Raw genomic sequence first — 21,757 nt, 5'->3', positions numbered from 1 at the left:
TATGGGCGAGGAGGGTCTCACTCGGATGATGACAGATTCCCAGATGATTCAGGAAATCAAACAAGGTAATGTTGAGGTTTATTCAGAATTAATGAGGCGTCACCAACGTAAAATTTTAGCTTTTGTTTATCATATGCTGAAAAGTTCGAACCTGGAAATGATTGCTGAGGACTTATGCTCGGAGACGTTTTACAAAGCGTATCGGAGCCTGCACTCTTTTCGCGAGGTAGACGCATCGTTCTCCACTTGGTTATATACAATTGCACGCAATACGGTGCTAAGTGAGCTTCGCAAGCACCGTAGCGGTCAGGTTCCATTGGAGGAGAGCGGTTATGTACCGGTAGCTCCATCGGATGTAATTCCGGAGCAGGCTGTCCTTCGCGGTGAGAAGGTAGAGATGGTTCGTGAAGCGATCAATAGATTGCCTGAGAAGCAGCGATCTGCGCTGATTTTGCGTGAATATGAGCAATTAGATTATCAGGAGATTGCGACTATTTTAGGACAGACCGTCAGTGCGGTGAAGTCGTTGCTTTTCCGGGCAAGAACCAGTGTGAAGACGCAGTTGGAGCCTTATTTTTTGAGCCTCTCTATGAGGAAAACGAAGGGATGAGCAGCCAATGAAATCCAGGGACACTGAGGATTTGTTCGCTACAGGCAAAAATGTATCGAAACAAGACTCGGAGCGCAGACGGGCCAAAAGCTCGTCTGCTGGGTGGGAACATGGTTCGGAAGAAAAAGAGTGGGATTTGTCAAAAGAAAATCGATCCGCTATTCGTGATATTTCCTTTGAAATAACAGATGATAAGCTAGAGGCCATGAATCGCAGAGTCATGGATCGAATTTATGAAGAATCACCGTGGCTTGTTCCGGGTGAGCATCGACGTGCGCGTGTGAACCCAGCAGCCCGTAAGTATATGTCTGTATGGATCGCTGGCTTCTTGGCCGTATTTTTATGCAGCTTTTTGTTTTTGAACTGGAATGGAAGCTCCTCTAAGGAAAATCCCCCTCAAGCAGCTCCTGTCATGGATACGGGTATTTTACCGACAGGCCTGTTGGAAACTACAAGTACATCTCCACAATATCAATACCACATTAAAGATGTGAATAGTGGCATTATGGACCCGCTGGTTGCTAGCATTGTTCCTACTTATCCGCAATACTGGATGCTGTTGTCTGTATTGGCACTTGCGCTTGCTTTATTTTCTCTGGGCTGGATCCATCGGACGAGAAGGGTCAGAAGTTAGCAGGACAGCTGGACTCCAATATGAATTCATAACAATGCCTGAATAACAAAACAGCGGAGGAAAAGACACGATGCTTATTGGCTTGATCAGACATGGATTGACGGATTGGAATGCGGTAGGGAAAATCCAGGGCCACAGTGATATTCCGTTAAATGAGGAAGGACGCCAGCAGGCACGCTTGCTTGCAGAACGATTAAAGAGAGAGTCTTATCATTGGGACGGGCTTATTACAAGTAGTCTCTCCAGAGCGAAAGAGACCGGGGAGATTATTGCTTCTGCTCTGCATCTTCCGTTGCTAGAATCTGATGATCGACTAAGAGAACGTGCTTATGGTCAGGTCGAGGGCATGACACAGGCCGAGCGTGAAGAGAAGTGGGGAGTCGACTGGCATCTGCTGGATCTAGGGCAGGAAAGCGATGCGGATCTTCAGCTTCGCGGGCTAGGTTTTATGGAGGCCATTTGGACGGAAAATCGGGACAAGAATCTGCTGGTCGTTTCCCACGGCGGTTTTTTGGCTAATTTGTATAAGGCTCTGTATCAGGAAAAATTCACGGAACGAATCGGCAATTTGTCACTTAGTATACTTCAGCGTGAGGATATGGATTGGGCACCACTTTTGTATAATTGCACGAAGCATTTGCAAGAGAAAAGTGACTGTAACTCAAAAAGTTAGTAAAAGACCACGGCTTCTACTCATCGTAGAAGTCGTGGTCTTTTTTGTTTTTTAATTATACCTTTGCAAAAAAAGAGGTTTAGAGTTTGAACAATCCGTCAAAGCTGTGGGTACAACAGGTAAGAATCAATTCCGGATGACAGTCCAGTGACGAGGCGATGGAACAATGAATCTGGCGGATATGCTGACATTTGCGGATATTGTGCATTTGAACAGAATCGCGGTGTATTACGATTGTGACTGTAAACCTAATTCCAAGCATGAGTTGATCCAGGGGATTTTGACGAAGCTCGGCAGCAGTAGTTTTTTTGAGGCGCAGGTCAAGGAGCTGAGGTTGTCAGAGGTAAGGTTTTTGAACGCACTGCTGTTCGATGACCGACCGTATTTCAGCATGGAGGAATTGATTGCAATAGCCAAACAGTCTGTTGAGGAGGACGAAAATCCTGGTGAGCGGCCAAGAGATATTGTGACCCGTCTGCGTTCTAGTGGCTGGTTGTTCAACGGTTCGACGCACAACACGAGGTATTTGTTCCAAATTCCGTTGGATATGAAGGAGCGCTTTCGACGTGTTATGGTACATGACTTCCAAAGCGGAATGACACGGGTAAGCGAACCGTCATCGTACCGGGATGAAGGGCATCTACTGGCAGAGGATTTACGGCTTTTCCTTCAATACATGGGGCAGCATGAGGTCCCGCTAAATCCCGAGGGGGCTTGGTATCGTCGCAATCAGCAGCAGCTGATGGAGCATTTGCACATTGCGGAGCCGCTTTTGGGTAAGGGAGGATGGCGTTTCGGGTATGGTTCCTCTTTTAAGTTTTATCCAGACCGAATGGCCCTACTGTATGATTATGCCCGTCACTCCAAGTACATCGAGGAGAAAGGGGACCAGGTTGTGCTGACAGCAAAGGGAGAAGCGCATCAGGAGCATACAATTGAGGAAGAAATGATACAGCTATTCAGGTTTTGGTTAAGACTGTATAAAGGAGCCGTTCCTAATTTGCTTTCTCTAGTCTACTGGATTGGAGAATGTGCCAGGCCGTGGACGTCCTCAGAGTCGCTTTTTGTACATATCGGCCCACTGATTCGACCGTTTTACTATGATACGCCCCGTTCGGTCTTTGATCAGAGAATTATACGAATGATGCTTCACTTGGGTATGCTTCGTCAGGGTGAACATCCGACGGGATCCTCTGTACAGATGACGGCCTGGGGGCTGAAGTTGGCGGGAGAGTGCCGCATTGGGCGGAAGGACTCGGGTATACGGCTCCATTGACAAGCAACACACATGTTGATAGAATTTCACCCAAAAAGAGAGGGTGAAGTTGATGCTGATTCACTATACCGGAAACATGCCACAGCTCCATTCATCTGTCTATGTGGCAGAAGGAGCAAAAATTGTCGGAAAAGTAACGATCGGCCAAGATTCCTCTGTATGGTTTAATGCCGTACTGCGCGGAGATATGGCGCCTATCATCATCGGTGAACGCTGCAATATTCAGGACGGTGTCGTGGGACATGTGAACACGGATCAGCCCCTGTTGCTGGCGGATGACATTTCGATAGGTCATGCTGCAATAATCCACGGTTGTACGGTAGGCAAAGGCACTTTAATCGGTATGGGGGCCATTGTACTCAACGGAGCGGAGCTTGGTGAATATGCTTTAATAGGAGCAGGGTCGGTCGTTACGGAAAATACCAAAATACCACCCTATACTCTTTCTCTCGGTACACCTGCCAAAGTGGTGCGCGAATTGACAGATGCAGATTTGCAGCGGATGTCACGAACGGCACTCAGCTATGTGGCGAAAGGAAAAGAATATAGGATCTCTTAAACTCATGTTGGAGGTGCATCCTATGGATAAAATGAAGGTTACTTATGAAGTAATGTTGGGCCTGTCTGCTGAAATGGTTTTGGACGAGGCATTACGTAAACACCGGAGTGAAAAACTCTACAAGGATATTGATGAGGCGCTAGCCTCCGGAGATGAAGTAGCTTTTCGTCATCTTACGGATGAGCTGAAAGCAATGAGTTAGAATAATCTTAGGAACCCTAAGTTGGATTTCAGACCAATTGTTAGTTCGAGATTATAATCATCAAACCTGACTGTAGCGGCGGTCAGGTTTTTTTGGTACGCTTGGATATGATATAGTTTTTGTAGGATGGGCCTGTACAAGGCAACCGTCGTATGAACGGAGGATGAAGGGCGTGTCGTTATCTTATTTGTGGAGCCGGTCGTTCTTGACGAGCCGGCCTTTTTTGTGGCTGCTGTTCTGGTGTAATCTGGTAGGAACAGTGTATGGGTACATATGGTATGGGGGGCAGTTGGAATATACTCTAAATTATCATCCGATGTGGCAGATTGTATTTGTGCCTGATAGTCCGACGGCGAGTCTGTTTTTTACGATCTCTATAGCATTTTTGCTCTATTCTCCGCGTCTCAAGAGCTTGAAGGTCATTCGACAGATCATGGAGGCGTTGGCTGTTGTCACGAGTGTAAAATATGGCATATGGGCTTCAGCTATTATTTTTTGGGGAGTTGCGCAGGGGGGACATATGATATGGCAGGATTGGATGCTGGTGGCATCTCACACGGCAATGGCGGTCGAAGCGTTACTGTTCGTGCGTTTTTTCACCTGCAAATGGACTGCTTTATGCCTAGCCGCACTCTGGACATTGTTAAATGATACGATGGATTATACATTTGGTATATATCCGTATCTTCCAAAGACGCTAACGGATAATGTACCGCAAGTGCGTGCGTTTACCTATATGCTAACCCTTGTCAGTATCGTAGCAGCATGGCTTGCCATGTTTGCGCGCAATCGAATGGAAGTAAAAGTGGAGAAATAGAGATGAACATCGTTATAAATCAAAAGGAATATATTTAAAAAAGGAATCCGTGATGATCATAAAATAAGAAAGAGCTTTAATCTTTTTGCTACACAAAGTTTTGGTTTTGATTTTGAAGTAAGTTCTAGTCCCGGTAACCTTGCCATACAGTAAGGTGAGGAGGGATGTCCCATGATTAGGGGTCAGACGTTTCAAATTACGATACGTATTGTTTCGAGTGTTGTATTATCTATGGTCCTGCTGCTGTCCGTCTGCGTCCCTCCAGGTGTGGCAGAAGCACGTGATCAATCAAAACCCATAGGAAATACAAAAGAAATTGAGGAACTGGACCATGCAGCTGCGATACTGTATCGGGATGTGATGGACGGGAACATTGAAAAAGCGCACGCGGATGTAGCCGAGGTGAGTCGATGGTTTGGCACCGGCCAGGTGCAGGCAGCGTTATCTGTAGAGGCCATTCATGCTTTGTCCGGCAGCATCCTTGAGGTCCAGCAAGCTACACAGTCCGTCCAAGCATCACCAGATGAGTGGGTGAAGGCTGCGGCCAATTTACGACTTGCGACAGATGCGCTTGCACATCCGCGTCAGCCCTTATGGCAGCAGTATTATAAGATTTTAAAAGAAGATGTTAGCGGCTTGAACAGCCAGTTTGCTAAAGGTAACATGAAGGGTTTCAAAGCTGGAGCCGCGGTGCTGGAGGACCATTATGAGACGATCCGTACAGCAGCATTGATTCATGGCAGAACAAGTGAGGTTGTCCGGGCTGATTCATGGATTTCCTACGTCAAAGGATTGGGGGATCAGCAACATGCAGATGCCTCAGCCATTAGAGGGGCGTTGGATCAGGGAAATCCGACGTTTAATGCCTTGTTTGGACGTGAAAAAGACGCCACTGCACTGGCGCCATTTATCCCACGTGAAAGTGAGCGCCGGGCAGAATTGGCAATCGGCATGATTGTTCTGCTGGCGCTGGTCTATGCAGGTTATCGTAAATATCGAGCTGGTTTCTCTGGATAACGATGCAAATTCGAACATTCGCGTCGTTGGCTGCTGAGCCATCCATATAGATTAGCCCATCGCCCGGATTTCCGGGCTATTCCTCTTTGAACCCCTCTCCATGTACATCATGCACATCCTGTATGATAATAAACGCCCGTGGATCAACCGATTTAACAATTTGGTGCAAACGTCGTATTTCCTGACGAGGCACGACACAATAGGCAACATGCTTGGCCTGCTTGGAAAATGCACCTACAGCCGGAATAATAGTAACTCCGCGATCCATGTCTCTAATAATAATATCCGCAATGTCCATCGTGTGGTCGCTGATAATCATAAAGGCTCTGGCGGAATAGGCGCCTTCTTGTATAAAATCAATAATCTTGGACGCGATGAACACGGCGACTAATGTATATAGAATTTTTTCTTTTGGTATGTAAAGTAGTGAAGCACCGATAATGACGATATCAATGACCAGCATAATCCTTCCCATACTCCAGCCAAACTTCCGGTTTAGAATACGAGCGATTATATCCGAGCCGCCCGTGGTGCCGCCAAAGCGGAACACAATACCTAATCCGGCTCCAAGCGTAACCCCCGCATATAATGAAGAAAGTATAAAATCGTGTTCAGTTTGAAATGTTCCCATCCATCCGAGATGAATCATTTTTTCATACAACCACAGAAAAAAAGTGAGCGACCCAATACCTACCCCTGTATATAGAATTTGCTTGCCCCCAAGCATTTTCCATCCAATTAAAAATAAAGGAATGTTCAGAAGCAATGTGGAGAGAGAGGGTGAAATCGAAAAAGCATAATTGAGCAGCAGGGTGATCCCAGTAATACCACCTTCCATCAGTTTACTGGGTATAATAAAATAAAGCAGACCGAATGCATAGATGGCGGTCCCGAGCACAATGGGTAAAATCATTTTAAGCTGTTCCATGGACTTGGATATCTTCATATAATCCCTCGCAGTAGCAGTTTAAGGAAGAACGACTTCATGCTGATTTTGCTAATCGCAGCTCCTTATATGTAGTATACCTTTTTACGGTAGCTTTAAAAGACTGATGACAGTAAGTTGGGGTCATAAGTTCACAATTAAAAAAAAATTTGTTTTAAAATGTGCTTTACGATAACATATGAATAAACCTGCACATGGGGGGATTGCGTGTTTCATGGAAAAATCATTAGATGAAATTCAACGTGAGGTAGACCAGTATATATCTCAATTTAAGGAAGGGTATTTTAGCCCTTTAGCGATGTTGGCCCGGATGTCTGAGGAAGTCGGGGAACTGGCGAGGGAAGTCAATCACTCCTTTGGCGAGAAACCGAAAAAAACGGATGAGGCGGACAATTCCATTGAGCTGGAGCTGGGGGACATTTTGTTCATCACCATCTGCTTTGCGAACTCGCTAGGTATAAATTTGACCGAGGCACATGATAAGGTTATGCATAAATTTAACACACGTGATGCGAATCGTTGGACCAAAAAGGACACCGATTAGGCGCTTTGTACATATGCTGTACCAAACCGGTTACCCGGAGGTGCAGTGTCATGAAGGCGGAGGAATACGTTCAGAAAGCTTATCAGTGCATTTTGCAGAACGATTTTGAGCAGGCCGTGGAATGGTTTGAAAAAGCAATTTCAGCTCAGCCTGATCATGCGGAGCATTATTTCCGGTGCTCGGTTACCTATGCTCGTAGTGGTCGTTTGGAGCAGGCTCTCGCATATGCAGAGCATGCGGTTCGTCTCGCTCCACAGCAGGATGAATATGTTCTCCATCTACATGCGCAGGAAGCCAGGCAGCATACGGAGAAGGCCAGAAAAATGCTGGATGTCGACAGAGCTACGCCGCAGGTGCGTCAGGATGCGATCTTGTTACTGGAACGAGCAATAGCCCTCGATCCGTTATGTGGGGATGCTTTTTTGCTGCTCGCATTGATTTATGACGAAATGAATGAGTATAAGCTGGCTGTGCAGGCTGCTCGTGAGGCGGCTGCACTGTTTCCTCACAATGTGCAGCTTGCCAACCTCATGAAGAAGTTATGCCAGCAGATGAATGAACAGATCTAGCACAAATGGATGCATAAGGAGTTGTAGGGATATGTCAGAACCAATAAAAGTGGCTGTTGTAGGAGCAGCAGGGCGTATGGGCCGTGAAGTTGTCAAATTGGTTCTTCAAGATGAGGAACTACAGCTTGTGGCCGCAGTGAACAGAACACATGCCGGCAGTGATGCCGGCCTTCTCGTCGGACTACCGGAAGCGGGTATCGCTATTGTGGAGGATGTGGAGCAGGCATTACTGGATAGCCGAGCGGATGTCATGGTCGATTTTACGGGGCCGCGTTTTGCATATGCACATACAGAGCTTGCTATCAAGCATGGAGTTCGTCCGGTTATCGGAACAACAGGGTTTACTCCCGAACAGATTGATGAACTGGACAAGCAGTGTCGTGAGCAGCAAATTGGTGGTCTGATCGCGCCAAACTTTTCAATTGGCGTCATTTTGATGATGCGGTTTGCGGCTCAGGCAGCGAAATACTTCCCACATCTGGAAATTATCGAATATCATGGTGACCAAAAATTGGACGCGCCATCGGGCACAGCCATTAAGACCGCAGAGCTGATCGCCGAACAGCGTGAAGAGCTGCGACAGGGTAACCCGGAAGAGGAAGAAACGTTAGAAGGATCACGGGGAGGTTACTATCAAGGGTTTCGTGTCCACAGTGTCCGTCTTCCCGGTGTGTTCGCACAGCAAGAAGTGATATTCGGAGGGTTTGGACAATCTCTGAAGATTCGTCAGGATTCTTATGAACGGGCGGGCTATATGCCGGGTGTTAAAATCGGTATTCAGAAGGTCATGGAGCAGCCAGGGCTTGTATATGGATTTGAGCATTACATCGATTAAGAATACGCGAATGATTGGACGAATGAAATTATAGAATGAGGCAGGAGGAACTTCGAATGTTAAAGATTGCATTTATTGCGCATGACCGAAAAAAGGATGAAATGGTAAATTTCATAACGGCCTATGAGCATGTTTTTACAGATCACAAGTTATTTTCAACAGGTACAACAGGTCTGCGTATTATGGAGCAAACCAAGCTTGAAATTCACCGTTTCATGTCCGGGCCGCTTGGAGGAGATCAGCAAATTGGGGCCATGGTTGCGCAAAATGACATGGACTTGATTATATTCTTGCGTGATCCGCTCATGGCACAACCGCATGAGCCGGACATTAGTGCCTTGTTACGTTTGTGTGACGTGCAGGGGATTCCTTTGGCGACAAACGTTGCAACTGCTGAAATACTGGTGAAAGCGCTAGACCGAGGCGATTTTGCTTGGCGTGAGCTGGTACATAAATATAAACCGGGCATTGACCAGCAGGGTGATATATAATGACGCTGGACATCCTGATTTTCGGAGCTCATGCTGACGATGCAGAAATAGGAATGGGAGGCACGATTGCCAAGCATACAGCCGCTGGTTTAAAGGTGGGCGTGTGCGATTTGACGCGGGCTGAAATGTCATCCAATGGTGATGTGGATACTCGTATGTCAGAAGCTGAACATGCTTCGAAAGTGCTCGGGCTTGCTGTGCGGACGAATTTGGGTCTGCCTGATCGTGGATTATATGTAACTCCTGAACATGTAGCTGCAGTTACAGCAGAAATCAGGCGCCATGCACCGAAAGTCGTATTCGCTCCTTATTGGGAGGATCGGCATCCAGACCATGTCATGTGTAGCAAGTTGGTGGAGGAAGCGGTATTTAACGCGAAGTTGCGACGTTTTATGCCAGAAAATCCTGCGGTACAGGTAGAGCAATTATATTTTTATTTTATCAATGATATTGGCAGAACGGATTTGATTGTGGATATCACCGAGCATTATGAAGTTAAGGAACAGTCGTTATTGAGTTATGCTTCGCAATTTCAGGCAGCGCCTGGAAAGGATACAGTGTCCACACCATTAAATCAGGGATATGTGGAACGCGTAAAAGCTCGCGACTCGTTGTTGGGTCAGCGCAAATTGATTACGTATGCAGAAGGGTTTGCGTCCAAAACGCCATATCTGGTTAAGCTATTCACATAAGAATTCTATACTTGAGCATTTTGCAGAGTGTTAAAATAAATCGGCAGAAAAGTTATCACTGGTGAGCGGAAGGAGGCAGCTAGCTTGAATGACAAACTGAAAATTGGGATTACCTGTTATCCGTCGCTGGGTGGTTCCGGCGTAGTGGCTACTGAGCTGGGCAAGTTGCTGGCAGAAAAAGGGCACGAGGTTCATTTTATTGCCAATAGCATTCCGTTCAGATTAGGCGGGACGTTTCAGAAAAATATTTTTTATCATGAGGTTGAAATTAACGATTATTACGTGTTTAGATATCCGCCCTATGATTTGTCACTGGCGACCAAAATGGCCCAAGTCGCACAAATGAAGAATTTGGATGTACTCCATGTTCATTATGCGGTACCACATGCAGTATGCGCTTACTTGGCGAAGGAAATGGTGGGTGATCATCTGAAGGTGGTAACCACCCTACACGGTACGGACATTACAGTCTTGGCACAGGATGAGTCGTTGAAGGACCTGATTCGGCTGGCTATTAACAAAAGTGACGCTGTGACGGCGGTTTCCAAAGATTTGATTCGGGAGACGATAGATGCGCTGGAAATTACACGGCCTATTGATTTAACCTATAATTTTGTAGATAAACGGGTGTATTATCCACGAGATGCCGCTGCGCTTAGAAGAGACTTTGCCCAACCGCATGAAAAAATAATGATGCATATTTCCAATTTCCGTCCTGTCAAAAGGGTGGGCGATGTGTTGGATATATTTGAAAGAGTGCAACGAAAAGTGCCTGCGAAGCTGCTGCTGGTGGGGGAAGGACCGGATCTACCAAAAATCCGTTGCAAAATTGAGGATTTAGGACTTCAAGACAAGGTCTTCTTTTTAGGTAAGCAGGATCAGATCGCAGAAGTGATTTCTATGGCGGATGTGCTGCTGCTTCCCTCGGAAAAAGAAAGTTTTGGTTTGGTTGCGCTGGAAGCAATGGCCTGTGGAGTGCCGACAATCGGTTCTCAGGCCGGAGGAGTTCCTGAACTCGTTGTGCATGGAAGTACGGGGTATCTTGCTGAAATTGGTAATACTGAGGCGATGGCTGATTATGCAGTTGAGCTGTTGTCCGATGAAGCGATGGCGGAACGTTTCCGTGAAGCGTGTCTGACCCGCGCCCGTACCGTTTTTTGTGATGAGCTGATTACCCGTCAATATGAAGAAATCTATTACCGTGTGTTGGGACGCGAGGTGCCGGATCTTAAACCGATCAGCGTTTAAGGGGGCGGACTCGCGTCCGTTTTTTATATTGAATACTTGCAAAGGGGGAAACCCTATGAATACAAATACTTGGCAATGCGCTGACCAAGAGATGGCACTTCATGGCAGAGAGGTCATACATACACTAACAGCAGCAGGCCACGAAGCTTACTGGGTTGGCGGCTGTGTGCGGGATGAGCTATTAGGACGAGCTATTCATGATATGGATCTGACCACTTCGGCTGAGCCTGAACAGGTCTTAGCGCTATTCCCTCATGTTATTCCGACAGGAATCCAGCATGGGACGGTAACGGTTATGCAGGGTGGCCATGCGTTCGAGGTGACCACTTTTCGTACAGAAAGCGGTTATGCCGATCACCGCCGTCCAACGGAAGTTGCCTTCGTGAAGGATATCCGTGAGGATCTGATGCGACGGGATTTTACTATGAATGCGATTGCGATGGCAGAACACGGAGAGCGGGTGGACCCGTTTGGGGGAGAAGCCGATTTGCGAGCTGCTCTCGTTCGTTGTGTGGGACGAGCTGAGGAACGCTTTGAGGAGGACGGGCTGCGAATGCTGCGTTGCATCCGTTTTGCCTCTGTATTTCGGTTCCGGGTGGCCTACAATACCTGGAAAGGTATGATCCGTCGCAGAGAGGGACTTCGATATATAGCCATGGAACGGGTACGAGTCGAGTTAGAAAAGATGCTAGCGGGGCCTGACCCATTACGTGGATTGGAGATGCTGGGACGTAGCGGATTGCTTGGCTGTACGAAGGTTCCGGTTCCCTGGGAACAATGTGACGCACAGGCGCTCAAGGAGATCGTGCAGCTGCCAGCAGAGCTACGGTGGGGTTTGCTCCTTATGTCTTGTAGACTTAGCTCCGAGGCAGCGGACGAGCTATTAAGAGCTTGGACCTTCTCCAACGCCGTACGTTTGCGTTTGGTTCATTTATTGGAATGGGAGACCGAGCTCATCAGCCATGCTGTTGCCATAGCTGACAACTCTGTTTCGAGAGATTCTGACCCTATCAACGACGAGGTACTGCGTCGTAACTGGATTCGATTGTTAATTAAGCTGGGAAAGGATACAGCTTCAGACTGGCTGGAGCTTCACAAGACACTGCCTTCTTCGTTCCGTGGATTACCGCCGTGGGTAGAAAAGCATGTGAAGAAGATTGCCGAACTGGCAAACTCGTGGACACAGCAGGCTGTCGTCGTTCGTATCAAAGATTTAAATATTACTGGAAATGAACTGGTTCAGGCAATGAATCGACCAGGTGGACCTTGGCTGGGGCAGATGATGGAACGGCTTTTACAAGCGGTCGCTTGCGGAGATATCCCGAATGAAACAGAAACATTGCTTCAGGAAGTGAAACGGGTGATGAGTAGTGAATAATCATGATAGACTGTTAGGCATACTGGAGGAAGGTTCATCCGATTACGTATCTGGTGAGGAGATTAGCCGACGCCTCTCCGTTAGTCGCACAGCAATATGGAAGCAAATCAACAAACTGCGTGAGCTGGGTTATAATATCGATGCCTCTTCGCGCCGGGGCTATCGGTTGATATCTCGGCCTGACCGATTGGAAGTATCCAAACTGGCAGATCTATTAACTACACAATCGTTTGGCCAGCGTATCATAGTGCTGGATTCGACGGTATCCACTCAGCAGGATGCTATGCGTTTAGCAGAAGAGGATGCGCCGGAGGGAACGGTAGTGCTGGCAGAAGAACAGACGGCGGGTCGGGGACGTCAGGGACGTAAATGGTATTCCCCTCGCGGCAAAGGGATATGGATGAGCATTGTATTGCGCCCCACCCAGCCCTTAGCTTTTACCCCCCAGCTAACGCTACTTACAGGTGTAGCAGTGTGTAGAGCCATTCGTCGGCTGACGGGTGTGGAGGCAGGAATCAAATGGCCAAACGATCTGTTGATTCATGGTCGCAAAGTATCCGGTATTCTGTTGGAATCTGCAACAGAGGATCAACGGGTCCGCTACTGTATTGCAGGGGTCGGCATTGACGTAAATTTAAATAAAGAAGATTACCCGGAAGAGCTATCCCATGTAGGGACATCCTTGAAAATAGAAGCAGGGCTTGAAATTGACCGTACTGCACTGATTGCTGCAGTTCTGGAAGAAATGGAGCTGCTAAGTAAGTTGTATGCCGAGCAGGGGTTCCAGCCCATAGCCATGCTGTGGGAGGCGTTATCCGTGACGATGAACCGCAGCGTTCGGGCACATACGGGACAAGGGATAGCGGTAGAAGGTACAGCGGTGGGTTTGGACCCTTCAGGGGCACTAGTGATAGAAACGAACCAGGGTGAGCGGATTCAGGTTATTTCAGGGGATATACAATTGTAGAAGCGACCCTAGCTGAGTATACGACCACAATCTTTCTGTTTCCTGTGTGAAACTTCACGTGAAAAAGCTGATGTTTTTTGTTATACTGTGCAGGAGGCGGCATCGGACGGTCCGAGCTGCACTCCAAGGGCACATTGCTCTACTTTAGCAAGTTTGTAAGACCATCATAACTTCATTTGAAGGTTACGTTGGATTCTGCTCTGAGCCGAACAGGACCGAGACAGAAGGGACGATCTCAAAATGAGTGTCTTTTTTGGCTGTTCGGACCTTTTGATGACGCAGATGTACAGGCGTTCATAAAAGGTTATTTTTTGTGCCAAAAAAAGATGGAAGGGAGCCATTCGCGATGGCAGGAAAACAAGCGCTGAATATTGTAAAAATGAAAAAAATGAAGCAGGAGGGCATTCCGCTCAGTATGCTGACCGCCTATGATTATCCATCGGCTAAGATAGCCGAGGAGGCGGGAATTGACATCATTCTCGTGGGGGACTCGCTGGGTAACGTAGTTCTTGGTTACGATTCGACCATCCCTGTGACCTTGGATGATATGGTGTACCATTCCCGGACAGTTGCAAGAGGCGCTGAGAATACATTTATCGTAGCGGACATGCCTTTTATGACATATCACGGCAGCATATCCGAAAGTCTTCAAGGCATCCGCCGTCTGATGCAAGAAGGACATGCGCATGCTGTTAAATTGGAGGGCGGAGCTGAAATTACCGATGTCGTAAAAGCGACTGTTCAGGCAGGTGTACCTGTGCTGGGACATATCGGGCTTACTCCGCAATCAGTTAATCAAATTGGTGGCTATCGCATTCAAGGTAAGGACGAAGCAGACGCACGCCGGTTGATGGCAGATGCCAAGGCATTAGAGCAGGCGGGTGCCTTTGGTATTGTCTTGGAATTGGTGACTGAGGAAGTGGCAACGGCGATTTCTAAAGAACTTTCCATTCCAACCATTGGAATCGGTGCAGGACGTGGATGTGACGGTCAAGTACTTGTTTATCACGATCTGATTCAGTACGCATCTCCTTATTTCAGCAAACGCTTTGTTAAAACCTATGCCGATGTAGGCGGCTTGATCCGCAGCAGCATTGAGCAGTATGTGAGTGATGTGAAAGGGCGGGCATTCCCGGCCGCAGAGCATGTATTCAGCGCGGATGACCGTGTTGTGGAGTCCCTGGAGTCCTTGTACGGACAGGCAAAAGGACAAGCGCAGAAACAAGCTAAGGAAAAGGTGGAATCTCAGTCATGATCATCGTAAGAGAAGTGGCTCAACTACGCAAGGTTATTGCCGAACGTCGGCAACTTGGAGCCAATGGAGCAAAAACGGTACACGATTCTGCCTCTTTACTGCAACATAAAGTCGGCTTTGTACCAACGATGGGATACCTGCATGAAGGACATGCGAGCTTGATGCACAAGGCGCGTGAAATGGCAGATACGGTGGTGCTTAGCATTTTCGTAAATCCGATCCAATTTGGACCGAATGAAGATCTGGAAAGCTATCCCCGCGATGAAGCTCGTGATTTGGAGGTAGCACGGCGTGAGGGCGTGGATATTGTATTTTTGCCAACTGTAGCAGAAATGTATCCACAACCAACCCAAACCAAAATTCGTGTATCCGCTTTGACAGATCGCTTGTGCGGTGCTTCCCGTCCCGGCCATTTTGATGGTGTGACTACGGTGGTAGCCAAGCTTTTTAACATGATAGGTCCTGATTTGGCCTTTTTTGGGATGAAGGACGCACAGCAGGTTGCTGTGCTCCAGCAGATGGTGACTGATCTCAATATGAACGTGACTATCGTACCTTGTCCCATCGTCAGAGAGGCGGATGGTTTAGCCCTCAGCTCCCGTAACGTGTATTTAAGTGCAGAACAGCGCGAGCAGGCATTGGTGCTGTCCCAGTCACTGCGTAAGGTGCAAGAAGTGAGCGAAGATATTGTAACAAACACAATTACGATTCGTCAGTTACATCAAATGGTGGAGTCCACCATTACTTCCTCTCCTTTAGCAGACATTGATTACATTGAAATTTTAACTTTTCCTGGTCTGGAGCCCCTTCTTCCCGAGCAGCGGCTATGTGATGTTCAGGAAGACATCATCGTAGCGCTAGCTGTGAAATTTGGCAGTACCCGACTGATTGACAATATAAGAATACAGAAGGCGGAGGTGCTTTCCCATGTTTAGAACTATGATGAAATCCAAAATTCACCGCGCTACGGTTACGGAAGCTAACCTGAACTATGTGGGGAGTATCACTATAGATGAAGATCTCATGGAGACATCGGATCTGTTGGAGAATGAAAAGGTTCAAATTGTAAACAATAACAATGGAGCTCGACTGGAAACCTATGTTATCCCCGGACCGCGTGGGAGCGGTGTGATCTGTCTCAACGGTGCGGCAGCTCGTTTGGTGCAGCCTGGTGATACAGTCATTATTATTTCCTATGCTTCCATGTCAAATGAAGAGGCCAAAACATACAAACCAACAGTGGTATTTGTTGATGAACATAATAAACCAGCCCAAACGATGAACAAAGAAGTACATGCGACGATCATGTAATGAATGGGAGTGCGGATGAAACCCGTCTTTTAAGCGAAAAATGTGAGTGTATTAATCCATCTTTCATAAGGGCGGGATGCACATGTTCCAGCATGTATTCGCAGAAATGAACAGCATGTTAGATGATATCGTGAAGCATTACCCATCAGCCCAGGGCTCCCGCAGGCAGGAGCTGCTACAGCACTGGAGTCTGCTGCGGAGAATGAGTGACGGAATTATGGATGAGTGGCTGGCCTTTGAGGAAAAAATGGTGTGCCTGCGTGCGGCCGGCTTTTCCGCGGAGACCGATATGTCTGACACGGAGCTGCCTGAAAAAGAGCTGCCGGCTTTTAGTCGGGGGCAAGGGTATTATCGATTACTTATGTACCCTGAGGCGATCCAACAATTTGAGCAGGTACTACAGCATTTTCCGAACAGTTGGCAGAGTCGCATGTATATGGGAATGGCCTATTTTCAACTAGATGATCCAGCAGAAGCTGTATACCATTTTCAGAAGGTGCTGGACCTGACTGAGCAGGCAGGACTAAAAGCGGTCATCTATAATGCGCTAGGCTGTCTGTTGGCAAAGCAGGCTGACGTAGAGGAGGCGCAAAAATGTTTTGCTCTCGCACATCAGTTCGATCCTGCGTTACCCGAGCCGCTGCACAATATGGAAGCCTGTTTGTCCGGTACCGAAAAGCTTCGATACGACAGCTCCATAATGACCTGGATGTAGTTGTCAGACACCGAGTAAGACGATGCATGCCCACCTCCTGAGGCGGCGTATGCATCGTCTTTTTTGGCTGTCTTAATTTCCAAACACGCGATCTTCTGCTATGCTAATATACGGAGTTATTATTTTTGTAAGTGTCATAAGAAAGGATTAAGCCCGAATGAAATTTGCGGTATTGGATTTTGAAACGACAGGCACCCAGTCCGCGGATGACATCATTCAAGTCGGACTTGCAATTATAGATCATGATAACAGCATTTCCCGTGTTTACGGCTCTTATGTGAACCCTGGCAGATCTATTCCACCTTTTATCACTGGATTGACCGGAATTACAGACGATGACGTGAAGGATGCACCTGCACTTGAAGAAATGATGATGGAGCTTGTGCCTATGCTGGACGATGTTGTACTGGTCGGTCATAATGTGGCGTTTGATTTTAATTTTTTGCAAAACGCTCTGGATCGGTGCGGATACTTGCCATTTAGCGGAAGAATCTTGGATACAATGGATTTTCTGAAAATTATGTTTCCATCACTATCTTCGTATCAGTTGGGTTTTGTGTCTTCTGAGTTCGGGCTGGCACATGATCGCCCTCACCAAGCAGACAGCGACGCATTGGCTACGGCCGAGGTGTTTTTAAAGTGTCTGGGTGAGCTTCAAGCATTACCTCTGATAACGATACAGCGGCTTAGTGATTTGTTTGCAGAGGAAGACAGTGACCTTGGATGGTTTCTTGATGGGGTGCGTGAAGAGAAAGAGCTTGATCCTATTCAGGATTTGGAGGGATATCAGTTTTTTCGTCAGCTTGCGCTAAAAGTGGAAGATTGGACGGAGCTAGCTGCTCCGCGTAGAGAAGATGACCCGAATCCACTGTCAGGTGTTACCTTTGAGGAGTACATGGATGATGTGCGGGACAATTTGCGTTCATCCTTGAGTCAATATGAGGAGCGCGAGGCGCAGATACAGATGATTGAGGGTGTGAATCAGGCACTGAGTGAAGACAAGCATCTGCTGATTGAAGCAGGTACAGGAACAGGGAAGTCTCTGGGTTATTTGCTCCCATCGCTGTATCACAGTGTGAAAAAGGGACAGCGCGTTATGGTGAGTACACATACGATCAACCTGCAGGAGCAATTACGCGAGCGCGACATTCCGATGCTGACCAAGGTGATTCCGTTTCCGTTCCGGGCTGCTATTTTCAAGGGTCGGGGACATTATTTGTGTCTGCGTAAGTTTGAACATAAAATAAACAGAAGAGACTTCGCTACACCGAAGGAAGATTTAATTACAGCGGCTCAGATGATCGTCTGGTTGACGCTAACAGAAACCGGTGATGATGAAGAACTGAATCTGAGCAACCGTGGAGGGGATTTCTGGGAAACGGTGGCGAGTGATTCAGAGTCCTGTCTTGGTCGTTCCTGCCCATGGTTCCGCAAATGTTATTATCATCGTGCACGCCATGAAGCAGGAATAGCGGATGTTGTTATTACGAATCACTCTAAGTTGTTCACAGACGTCAAAGCCAGTCATCAGTTATTGCCTAGCTATGAACATCTGGTGATAGATGAAGCCCATCACCTGGAGGAAGTAGCTGGTAAACACCTAGGTATGCATATGAAATATTTCACACTCGTGCATACACTGACGCGACTGTTCAAAGACAGCAAGAATGGACAACTGCCTTCACTTCGTCAACAGTTGGCGAAATCGGGGCACGAGAAGTCGGCAGATTGGGCCTCAACTATCGACCAGCTGTATCCGCTCGTGTTAGAGGTGAAGGAAACTTGGGACCTGCTAAGCGACAAGCTGTTTGGCATGTTGCCGGAGCGAAGTGATGCGACACCGGGTGAAACAGGACAGTTTTCTTCCCGTCTCAAACCTTCGGCCAAGCCTGCAAAGTGGGATCAGGCGGGAGCTTTGGAAAATCAGCTATATGTAACGATGAGCGAAATTTTGCGCAAGGGCGACAAGCTGATGCTGGACGTCAAGGAAGAACATGACGATTATGCGGCGGATAGCCTTATTACAGATATCACGGGTCTGCTCAAGGATTTGGCGGGGATTCGAGAAAATTTGCGCTTTTTTATCCGACTCGATGATGAAACAACCGTATACTGGCTCGAGGCAAGCGGGCAATTCCGTAGTAAATCATTGCAATTTTATGCGGTACCCGTCGATGTGAGCCGCCAGTTGAAAGAAATGTTTTTTGACAAAAAAAGAAGCATTATTCTGACTTCTGCTACCTTGTCGGTAGATAAGTCGTTTCAGTACATGATCGATCAGCTCGGCTTACAGGAGGCCGCAGATCAAGAGCGGCTGATGACTTCGCAGCTCCCGTCACCCTTTAATTACAGGGATCAGGTGTTGCTGGTTATTCCACGGGATTTCCCAAGTGTGAAGGGCAGTGTAGGAGATGCGCATTTTGTAGATATGCTCGTTAGCTCTCTAGGAGCGACTGCTCAGGCGACACGTGGGAGAATGCTCGTTCTGTTTACGTCCTATCGGATGCTCCGGCAAGTGTATGAGCCGCTCAAAGAGGCCTTAGCATCCAGCGAAATTACTGTGCTGGGACAAGGTGTGGACAGTGGAAGTCGCAGCAAGCTAACCCGCCGGTTTCAGGAAGCGAAAGCTTCTGTATTGCTGGGGACCAGCAGTTTCTGGGAAGGCGTCGATATTCCGGGGAAGGCTCTGACTTGTCTAGCCATTGTTCGCTTGCCGTTTCAACCGCCGAATCACCCGCTGCTGGAGGCAAAAAGCGAACTGCTCCAGCAGCAGAAGAAGAATCCATTTATGAAGCTGTCTGTACCGCAAGCGGTCATTCGCTTCAAACAGGGATTTGGTCGGTTGGTACGTACAGCGAACGACCACGGGGTCGTTATCGTTTATGATACGCGTGTGATTGAATCCTATTACGGAAAGCACTTTTTGTACTCGTTACCGGGACCAAAAATGGAGCATATGCCATCGGAGCAAATGGTGCCCCGCATCGCCGAATGGCTCCAATCCGCCCCGGAGACAGAGGCATAACGGACGGACATAAGTATGTTCGTTACAATTAGGGGGAGCAAGTATGAAATCAGATAAAATTTCAGAGGCTGTCGTACGGAGGTTACCCGTATATTTACGTTATCTGAATGCACTGCACAAACGGGAGGTGGCTACGGTCTCTTCTCAAGAGCTGGGACAGAGGCTAGATTTGAACCCGGCCCAAATCCGTAAAGATCTTGCTTATTTTGGAGATTTTGGTCGGAAGGGTATCGGTTATGATGTTTCTTATCTCATTGAGAAAATACGCCATATCCTGAAAATCGACCAACAAATTAATGTAGTATTGGTCGGAGCGGGTAATCTGGGGCAAGCCCTTTCGAATTATAACGCTTATTTAAAAGACAATATGAAGATTGTGGCGGTATTTGATGCGTTTCCGGATAAGGTAGGAACCAAGATCAATACATTGGTCGTGCAACCGATGGATGAACTGGAAGCGACTGTGAAAGAAAAAAACATTCGAATCGGGATTATTACCGTACCTGATTTTGAAGCACAGCACGTGGCTGATAGGCTTATTGATAGCGGAATTGGAGCGATCCTGAACTTTGCACCGACTACTCTCAAGGCACCAGCCAACATTCGGATTCATGCCACAGACTTTACAACTGATTTGCTTAGCCTCGCTTATTATTTGGAGGACGGAAAGGAAGAAGCACAATATGACAGTGAATAAATGGATGATTAAAAACGGATCTTTTGCCGTAAATGGACCAGAAGCAGGGGTAGTCCATGGTTTTATGATTGTGGAGGATAGTCGTATTACTTATATTGGCGAAACCTTGCCTGCGGGTGAGGAAGAGACGGAAGCGATCGATGGTAAAGGGCTATTGTTTTTACCTGGTCTGATCAATACTCATGGTCATGCGGCGATGTCTCTACTGCGTGGGCATGGAGATGATTTGGCACTTCAAGTATGGCTTCAGGAAAAAATGTGGCCTATGGAAGCCAAGTTTACATCTACAGACGTGTACTGGGGTACGTCCTTGTCTGTGCTGGAAATGCTGAAAGGTGGAACAACAACCTTCCTCGATATGTACGATCATATGGATGAGGTGGCTCGTGTGGCTGAAGAGTCAGGTATTCGTGCAAGTCTGATGCGTGGAGCAATTGGACTATGTTCGGAGGAAGAACAGCGAATCAAGCTGGCAGAGGCCGTGACTTTTGCGCGTAACTGGCACGGTAAAGCAGACGGCCGTATTACAACGATGATGTCACCGCATGCGCCATATACATGTCCACCTGCGTTTATTGAAAAATTCGTACAAGCTGCGCATGATCTGGACTTGCCACTGCATACGCACATGTCTGAGACGATCGCCGAAGTAGAGCAAAACGTACGCGACTACGGTTTGCGTCCGGTTGCACACTTGGATAAGCTTGGCTTTTTCTCCCGTCCTTCGCTTGTTGCCCATGGCGTTCATTTGAACGACGAAGAAATAGCTTTACTGGCAGAACGTGGTGTAGCGGTTTCCCACAATCCTGGCAGCAACTTGAAGCTGGCAAGTGGTGTGGCAAGAGTGCCTGAATTGCTGCGTGCAGGGGTTACGGTTTCTCTCGGAACGGATGGTCCTGCCAGCAATAATAACCTGGATATGTTCGAGGAAATGCGTCTGGCAGCACTTATTCACAAGGGTGTATCCGGTGACCCTACGGCAGTTCCTGCAAGTGAAGCGCTGCGTCTGGCAACAGAATACGGTGCAAAGTCGATTGGTTTAAAAGAAGTAGGAGCGTTGGCAGCAGGCAACAAGGCTGACTTTATCGCGTTGGATCTGAATCAGGCACATTTCTTGCCGCGTACAGATCTTATTTCCCATGCGGTATACTCTGCAAGCGCCAAGGACGTGGCTCATGTGTGGGTAGACGGTCGTCAGGTTGTGAAAAACGGCGAATGCCTGACTATGGACGAGGAACGTATCAAACATGAGGCACAAGCCGCCTTTGAAGGGCTGCTGTCGCGCTAATTCAGGTG

Annotated in this window: 23 protein-coding genes and 1 pseudogene; 23 read left to right on the top strand and 1 reads right to left on the bottom strand. The window is 47.6% G+C overall.

Going from position 1 to position 21,757, the window contains the following annotated elements; translation table 11 throughout:
• Positions 1-25: 25 nt before the first annotated feature.
• From ACWA2B_RS11775 to ACWA2B_RS11740, 8 genes and pseudogenes are all read left to right on the top strand, one after another.
• A pseudogene (locus ACWA2B_RS11775) lies at positions 26-621 on the top strand (RNA polymerase sigma factor).
• Positions 618-1,244: a hypothetical protein gene (locus ACWA2B_RS11770; RefSeq protein WP_029517350.1), complete on the top strand. Its 627-nt coding sequence runs from the start codon at positions 618-620 to the stop codon at positions 1,242-1,244. The pseudogene ACWA2B_RS11775 and the gene ACWA2B_RS11770 overlap by 4 nt, the downstream one beginning before the upstream one ends.
• Before the next feature lie 70 nt (positions 1,245-1,314).
• Positions 1,315-1,917, top strand: coding sequence for a histidine phosphatase family protein (locus ACWA2B_RS11765; protein ID WP_029517351.1), 603 nt, complete (start codon positions 1,315-1,317; stop codon positions 1,915-1,917).
• A 166-nt stretch (positions 1,918-2,083) separates the two neighbouring features.
• Positions 2,084-3,193 (top strand): hypothetical protein, encoded by a 1,110-nt coding sequence (locus ACWA2B_RS11760; RefSeq protein WP_342434248.1) that lies wholly within the window; start codon positions 2,084-2,086, stop codon positions 3,191-3,193.
• 52 nt (positions 3,194-3,245) lie between these two features.
• The gene (locus ACWA2B_RS11755) at positions 3,246-3,752 is read left to right on the top strand and encodes a gamma carbonic anhydrase family protein (protein WP_039271101.1); all 507 of its coding nucleotides are present in this window, start codon (positions 3,246-3,248) and stop codon (positions 3,750-3,752) included.
• A 22-nt stretch (positions 3,753-3,774) separates the two neighbouring features.
• Positions 3,775-3,954: an IDEAL domain-containing protein gene (locus ACWA2B_RS11750; protein WP_013371655.1), complete on the top strand. Its 180-nt coding sequence runs from the start codon at positions 3,775-3,777 to the stop codon at positions 3,952-3,954.
• A 172-nt stretch (positions 3,955-4,126) separates the two neighbouring features.
• Entirely contained in the window at positions 4,127-4,771 is a 645-nt protein-coding gene (locus ACWA2B_RS11745; protein ID WP_307346094.1) for a DUF1405 domain-containing protein, read from the top strand.
• Between the two features lie 171 nt (positions 4,772-4,942).
• On the top strand, positions 4,943-5,788 hold the full coding sequence (locus ACWA2B_RS11740; protein ID WP_165146955.1) for a sporulation protein YpjB: 846 nt from the start codon (positions 4,943-4,945) through the stop codon (positions 5,786-5,788).
• A gap of 76 nt (positions 5,789-5,864) precedes the next feature.
• Here ACWA2B_RS11740 and ACWA2B_RS11735 read toward each other — a convergent pair whose 3' ends face one another.
• Positions 5,865-6,734, bottom strand: coding sequence for a YitT family protein (locus tag ACWA2B_RS11735; RefSeq protein ID WP_029517356.1), 870 nt, complete (start codon positions 6,732-6,734; stop codon positions 5,865-5,867).
• A gap of 214 nt (positions 6,735-6,948) precedes the next feature.
• Between ACWA2B_RS11735 and ACWA2B_RS11730 the strand changes: the two genes are divergently transcribed.
• The 15 genes from ACWA2B_RS11730 to ACWA2B_RS11660 all read left to right on the top strand — a co-directional run bounded on the left by ACWA2B_RS11730 (position 6,949) and on the right by ACWA2B_RS11660 (position 21,749).
• Positions 6,949-7,278 (top strand): nucleotide pyrophosphohydrolase, encoded by a 330-nt coding sequence (locus tag ACWA2B_RS11730; protein WP_029517357.1) that lies wholly within the window; start codon positions 6,949-6,951, stop codon positions 7,276-7,278.
• Between the two features lie 50 nt (positions 7,279-7,328).
• On the top strand, positions 7,329-7,847 hold the full coding sequence (locus ACWA2B_RS11725; protein WP_029517358.1) for a tetratricopeptide repeat protein: 519 nt from the start codon (positions 7,329-7,331) through the stop codon (positions 7,845-7,847).
• Positions 7,848-7,878: 31 nt separating this feature from the next.
• Positions 7,879-8,682: a 4-hydroxy-tetrahydrodipicolinate reductase gene (gene dapB, locus ACWA2B_RS11720; RefSeq protein ID WP_029517359.1), complete on the top strand. Its 804-nt coding sequence runs from the start codon at positions 7,879-7,881 to the stop codon at positions 8,680-8,682.
• Positions 8,683-8,738: 56 nt separating this feature from the next.
• Positions 8,739-9,173, top strand: a complete 435-nt coding sequence (mgsA, locus tag ACWA2B_RS11715) for a methylglyoxal synthase (protein ID WP_029517360.1) — start codon at positions 8,739-8,741, stop codon at positions 9,171-9,173.
• The gene (bshB1, locus tag ACWA2B_RS11710) at positions 9,173-9,865 is read left to right on the top strand and encodes a bacillithiol biosynthesis deacetylase BshB1 (RefSeq protein ID WP_449292238.1); all 693 of its coding nucleotides are present in this window, start codon (positions 9,173-9,175) and stop codon (positions 9,863-9,865) included. Before mgsA ends, bshB1 begins: the two co-directional genes overlap by 1 nt.
• A gap of 84 nt (positions 9,866-9,949) precedes the next feature.
• Positions 9,950-11,113, top strand: coding sequence for an N-acetyl-alpha-D-glucosaminyl L-malate synthase BshA (gene bshA, locus ACWA2B_RS11705; RefSeq protein ID WP_029517362.1), 1,164 nt, complete (start codon positions 9,950-9,952; stop codon positions 11,111-11,113).
• A gap of 55 nt (positions 11,114-11,168) precedes the next feature.
• Positions 11,169-12,491 carry a CCA tRNA nucleotidyltransferase gene (locus ACWA2B_RS11700; RefSeq protein ID WP_340932481.1) on the top strand — a complete coding sequence of 441 codons (1,323 nt, stop codon included), beginning with the start codon at positions 11,169-11,171 and terminating at the stop codon, positions 12,489-12,491.
• Entirely contained in the window at positions 12,484-13,458 is a 975-nt protein-coding gene (locus ACWA2B_RS11695; protein ID WP_029517364.1) for a biotin--[acetyl-CoA-carboxylase] ligase, read from the top strand. The genes ACWA2B_RS11700 and ACWA2B_RS11695 overlap by 8 nt, the downstream gene beginning before the upstream one ends.
• A gap of 346 nt (positions 13,459-13,804) precedes the next feature.
• Positions 13,805-14,713 carry a 3-methyl-2-oxobutanoate hydroxymethyltransferase gene (gene panB, locus ACWA2B_RS11690; RefSeq protein WP_039271112.1) on the top strand — a complete coding sequence of 303 codons (909 nt, stop codon included), beginning with the start codon at positions 13,805-13,807 and terminating at the stop codon, positions 14,711-14,713.
• Complete coding sequence (gene panC / locus ACWA2B_RS11685; protein WP_069011505.1) at positions 14,710-15,648, top strand: pantoate--beta-alanine ligase; 939 nt, start codon at positions 14,710-14,712, stop codon at positions 15,646-15,648. The genes panB and panC overlap by 4 nt, the downstream gene beginning before the upstream one ends.
• Positions 15,641-16,024: an aspartate 1-decarboxylase gene (gene panD / locus ACWA2B_RS11680; protein ID WP_013371641.1), complete on the top strand. Its 384-nt coding sequence runs from the start codon at positions 15,641-15,643 to the stop codon at positions 16,022-16,024. Before panC ends, panD begins: the two co-directional genes overlap by 8 nt.
• Positions 16,025-16,106: 82 nt before the next feature.
• Entirely contained in the window at positions 16,107-16,739 is a 633-nt protein-coding gene (locus tag ACWA2B_RS11675; protein WP_209947376.1) for a tetratricopeptide repeat protein, read from the top strand.
• A 157-nt stretch (positions 16,740-16,896) separates the two neighbouring features.
• Positions 16,897-19,764 carry an ATP-dependent DNA helicase DinG gene (dinG, locus tag ACWA2B_RS11670; protein WP_318627170.1) on the top strand — a complete coding sequence of 956 codons (2,868 nt, stop codon included), beginning with the start codon at positions 16,897-16,899 and terminating at the stop codon, positions 19,762-19,764.
• A gap of 43 nt (positions 19,765-19,807) precedes the next feature.
• Positions 19,808-20,461: a redox-sensing transcriptional repressor Rex gene (locus ACWA2B_RS11665; protein WP_029517369.1), complete on the top strand. Its 654-nt coding sequence runs from the start codon at positions 19,808-19,810 to the stop codon at positions 20,459-20,461.
• The gene (locus tag ACWA2B_RS11660) at positions 20,448-21,749 is read left to right on the top strand and encodes an amidohydrolase (RefSeq protein ID WP_069011508.1); all 1,302 of its coding nucleotides are present in this window, start codon (positions 20,448-20,450) and stop codon (positions 21,747-21,749) included. The genes ACWA2B_RS11665 and ACWA2B_RS11660 overlap by 14 nt, the downstream gene beginning before the upstream one ends.
• The last annotated feature ends 8 nt before the right edge of the window (positions 21,750-21,757 follow it).

It is taken from the genome of Paenibacillus sp. CMM36 (assembly GCF_053570945.1).
This window is presented reverse-complemented; position numbering and strand designations above follow the sequence as displayed.

Excerpts from the sequence above, each read along its gene's own strand:
- ACWA2B_RS11770 (WP_029517350.1), top strand. The coding sequence starts at position 618 with ATGAAATCCAGGGACACTGAGGATTTGTTCGCTACAGGCAAAAATGTA.
- ACWA2B_RS11765 (WP_029517351.1), top strand. The coding sequence starts at position 1,315 with ATGCTTATTGGCTTGATCAGACATGGATTGACGGATTGGAATGCGGTA.
- ACWA2B_RS11760 (WP_342434248.1), top strand. The coding sequence starts at position 2,084 with ATGAATCTGGCGGATATGCTGACATTTGCGGATATTGTGCATTTGAAC.
- ACWA2B_RS11755 (WP_039271101.1), top strand. The coding sequence starts at position 3,246 with ATGCTGATTCACTATACCGGAAACATGCCACAGCTCCATTCATCTGTC.
- ACWA2B_RS11750 (WP_013371655.1), top strand. The coding sequence starts at position 3,775 with ATGGATAAAATGAAGGTTACTTATGAAGTAATGTTGGGCCTGTCTGCT.
- ACWA2B_RS11740 (WP_165146955.1), top strand. The coding sequence starts at position 4,943 with ATGATTAGGGGTCAGACGTTTCAAATTACGATACGTATTGTTTCGAGT.
- ACWA2B_RS11735 (WP_029517356.1), bottom strand. The coding sequence starts at position 6,734 with ATGAAGATATCCAAGTCCATGGAACAGCTTAAAATGATTTTACCCATT.
- ACWA2B_RS11730 (WP_029517357.1), top strand. The coding sequence starts at position 6,949 with ATGGAAAAATCATTAGATGAAATTCAACGTGAGGTAGACCAGTATATA.
- ACWA2B_RS11725 (WP_029517358.1), top strand. The coding sequence starts at position 7,329 with ATGAAGGCGGAGGAATACGTTCAGAAAGCTTATCAGTGCATTTTGCAG.
- dapB (WP_029517359.1), top strand. The coding sequence starts at position 7,879 with ATGTCAGAACCAATAAAAGTGGCTGTTGTAGGAGCAGCAGGGCGTATG.
- mgsA (WP_029517360.1), top strand. The coding sequence starts at position 8,739 with ATGTTAAAGATTGCATTTATTGCGCATGACCGAAAAAAGGATGAAATG.
- bshB1 (WP_449292238.1), top strand. The coding sequence starts at position 9,173 with ATGACGCTGGACATCCTGATTTTCGGAGCTCATGCTGACGATGCAGAA.
- ACWA2B_RS11700 (WP_340932481.1), top strand. The coding sequence starts at position 11,169 with ATGAATACAAATACTTGGCAATGCGCTGACCAAGAGATGGCACTTCAT.
- panB (WP_039271112.1), top strand. The coding sequence starts at position 13,805 with ATGGCAGGAAAACAAGCGCTGAATATTGTAAAAATGAAAAAAATGAAG.
- panC (WP_069011505.1), top strand. The coding sequence starts at position 14,710 with ATGATCATCGTAAGAGAAGTGGCTCAACTACGCAAGGTTATTGCCGAA.
- panD (WP_013371641.1), top strand. The coding sequence starts at position 15,641 with ATGTTTAGAACTATGATGAAATCCAAAATTCACCGCGCTACGGTTACG.
- ACWA2B_RS11675 (WP_209947376.1), top strand. The coding sequence starts at position 16,107 with ATGTTCCAGCATGTATTCGCAGAAATGAACAGCATGTTAGATGATATC.
- dinG (WP_318627170.1), top strand. The coding sequence starts at position 16,897 with ATGAAATTTGCGGTATTGGATTTTGAAACGACAGGCACCCAGTCCGCG.
- ACWA2B_RS11665 (WP_029517369.1), top strand. The coding sequence starts at position 19,808 with ATGAAATCAGATAAAATTTCAGAGGCTGTCGTACGGAGGTTACCCGTA.
- ACWA2B_RS11660 (WP_069011508.1), top strand. The coding sequence starts at position 20,448 with ATGACAGTGAATAAATGGATGATTAAAAACGGATCTTTTGCCGTAAAT.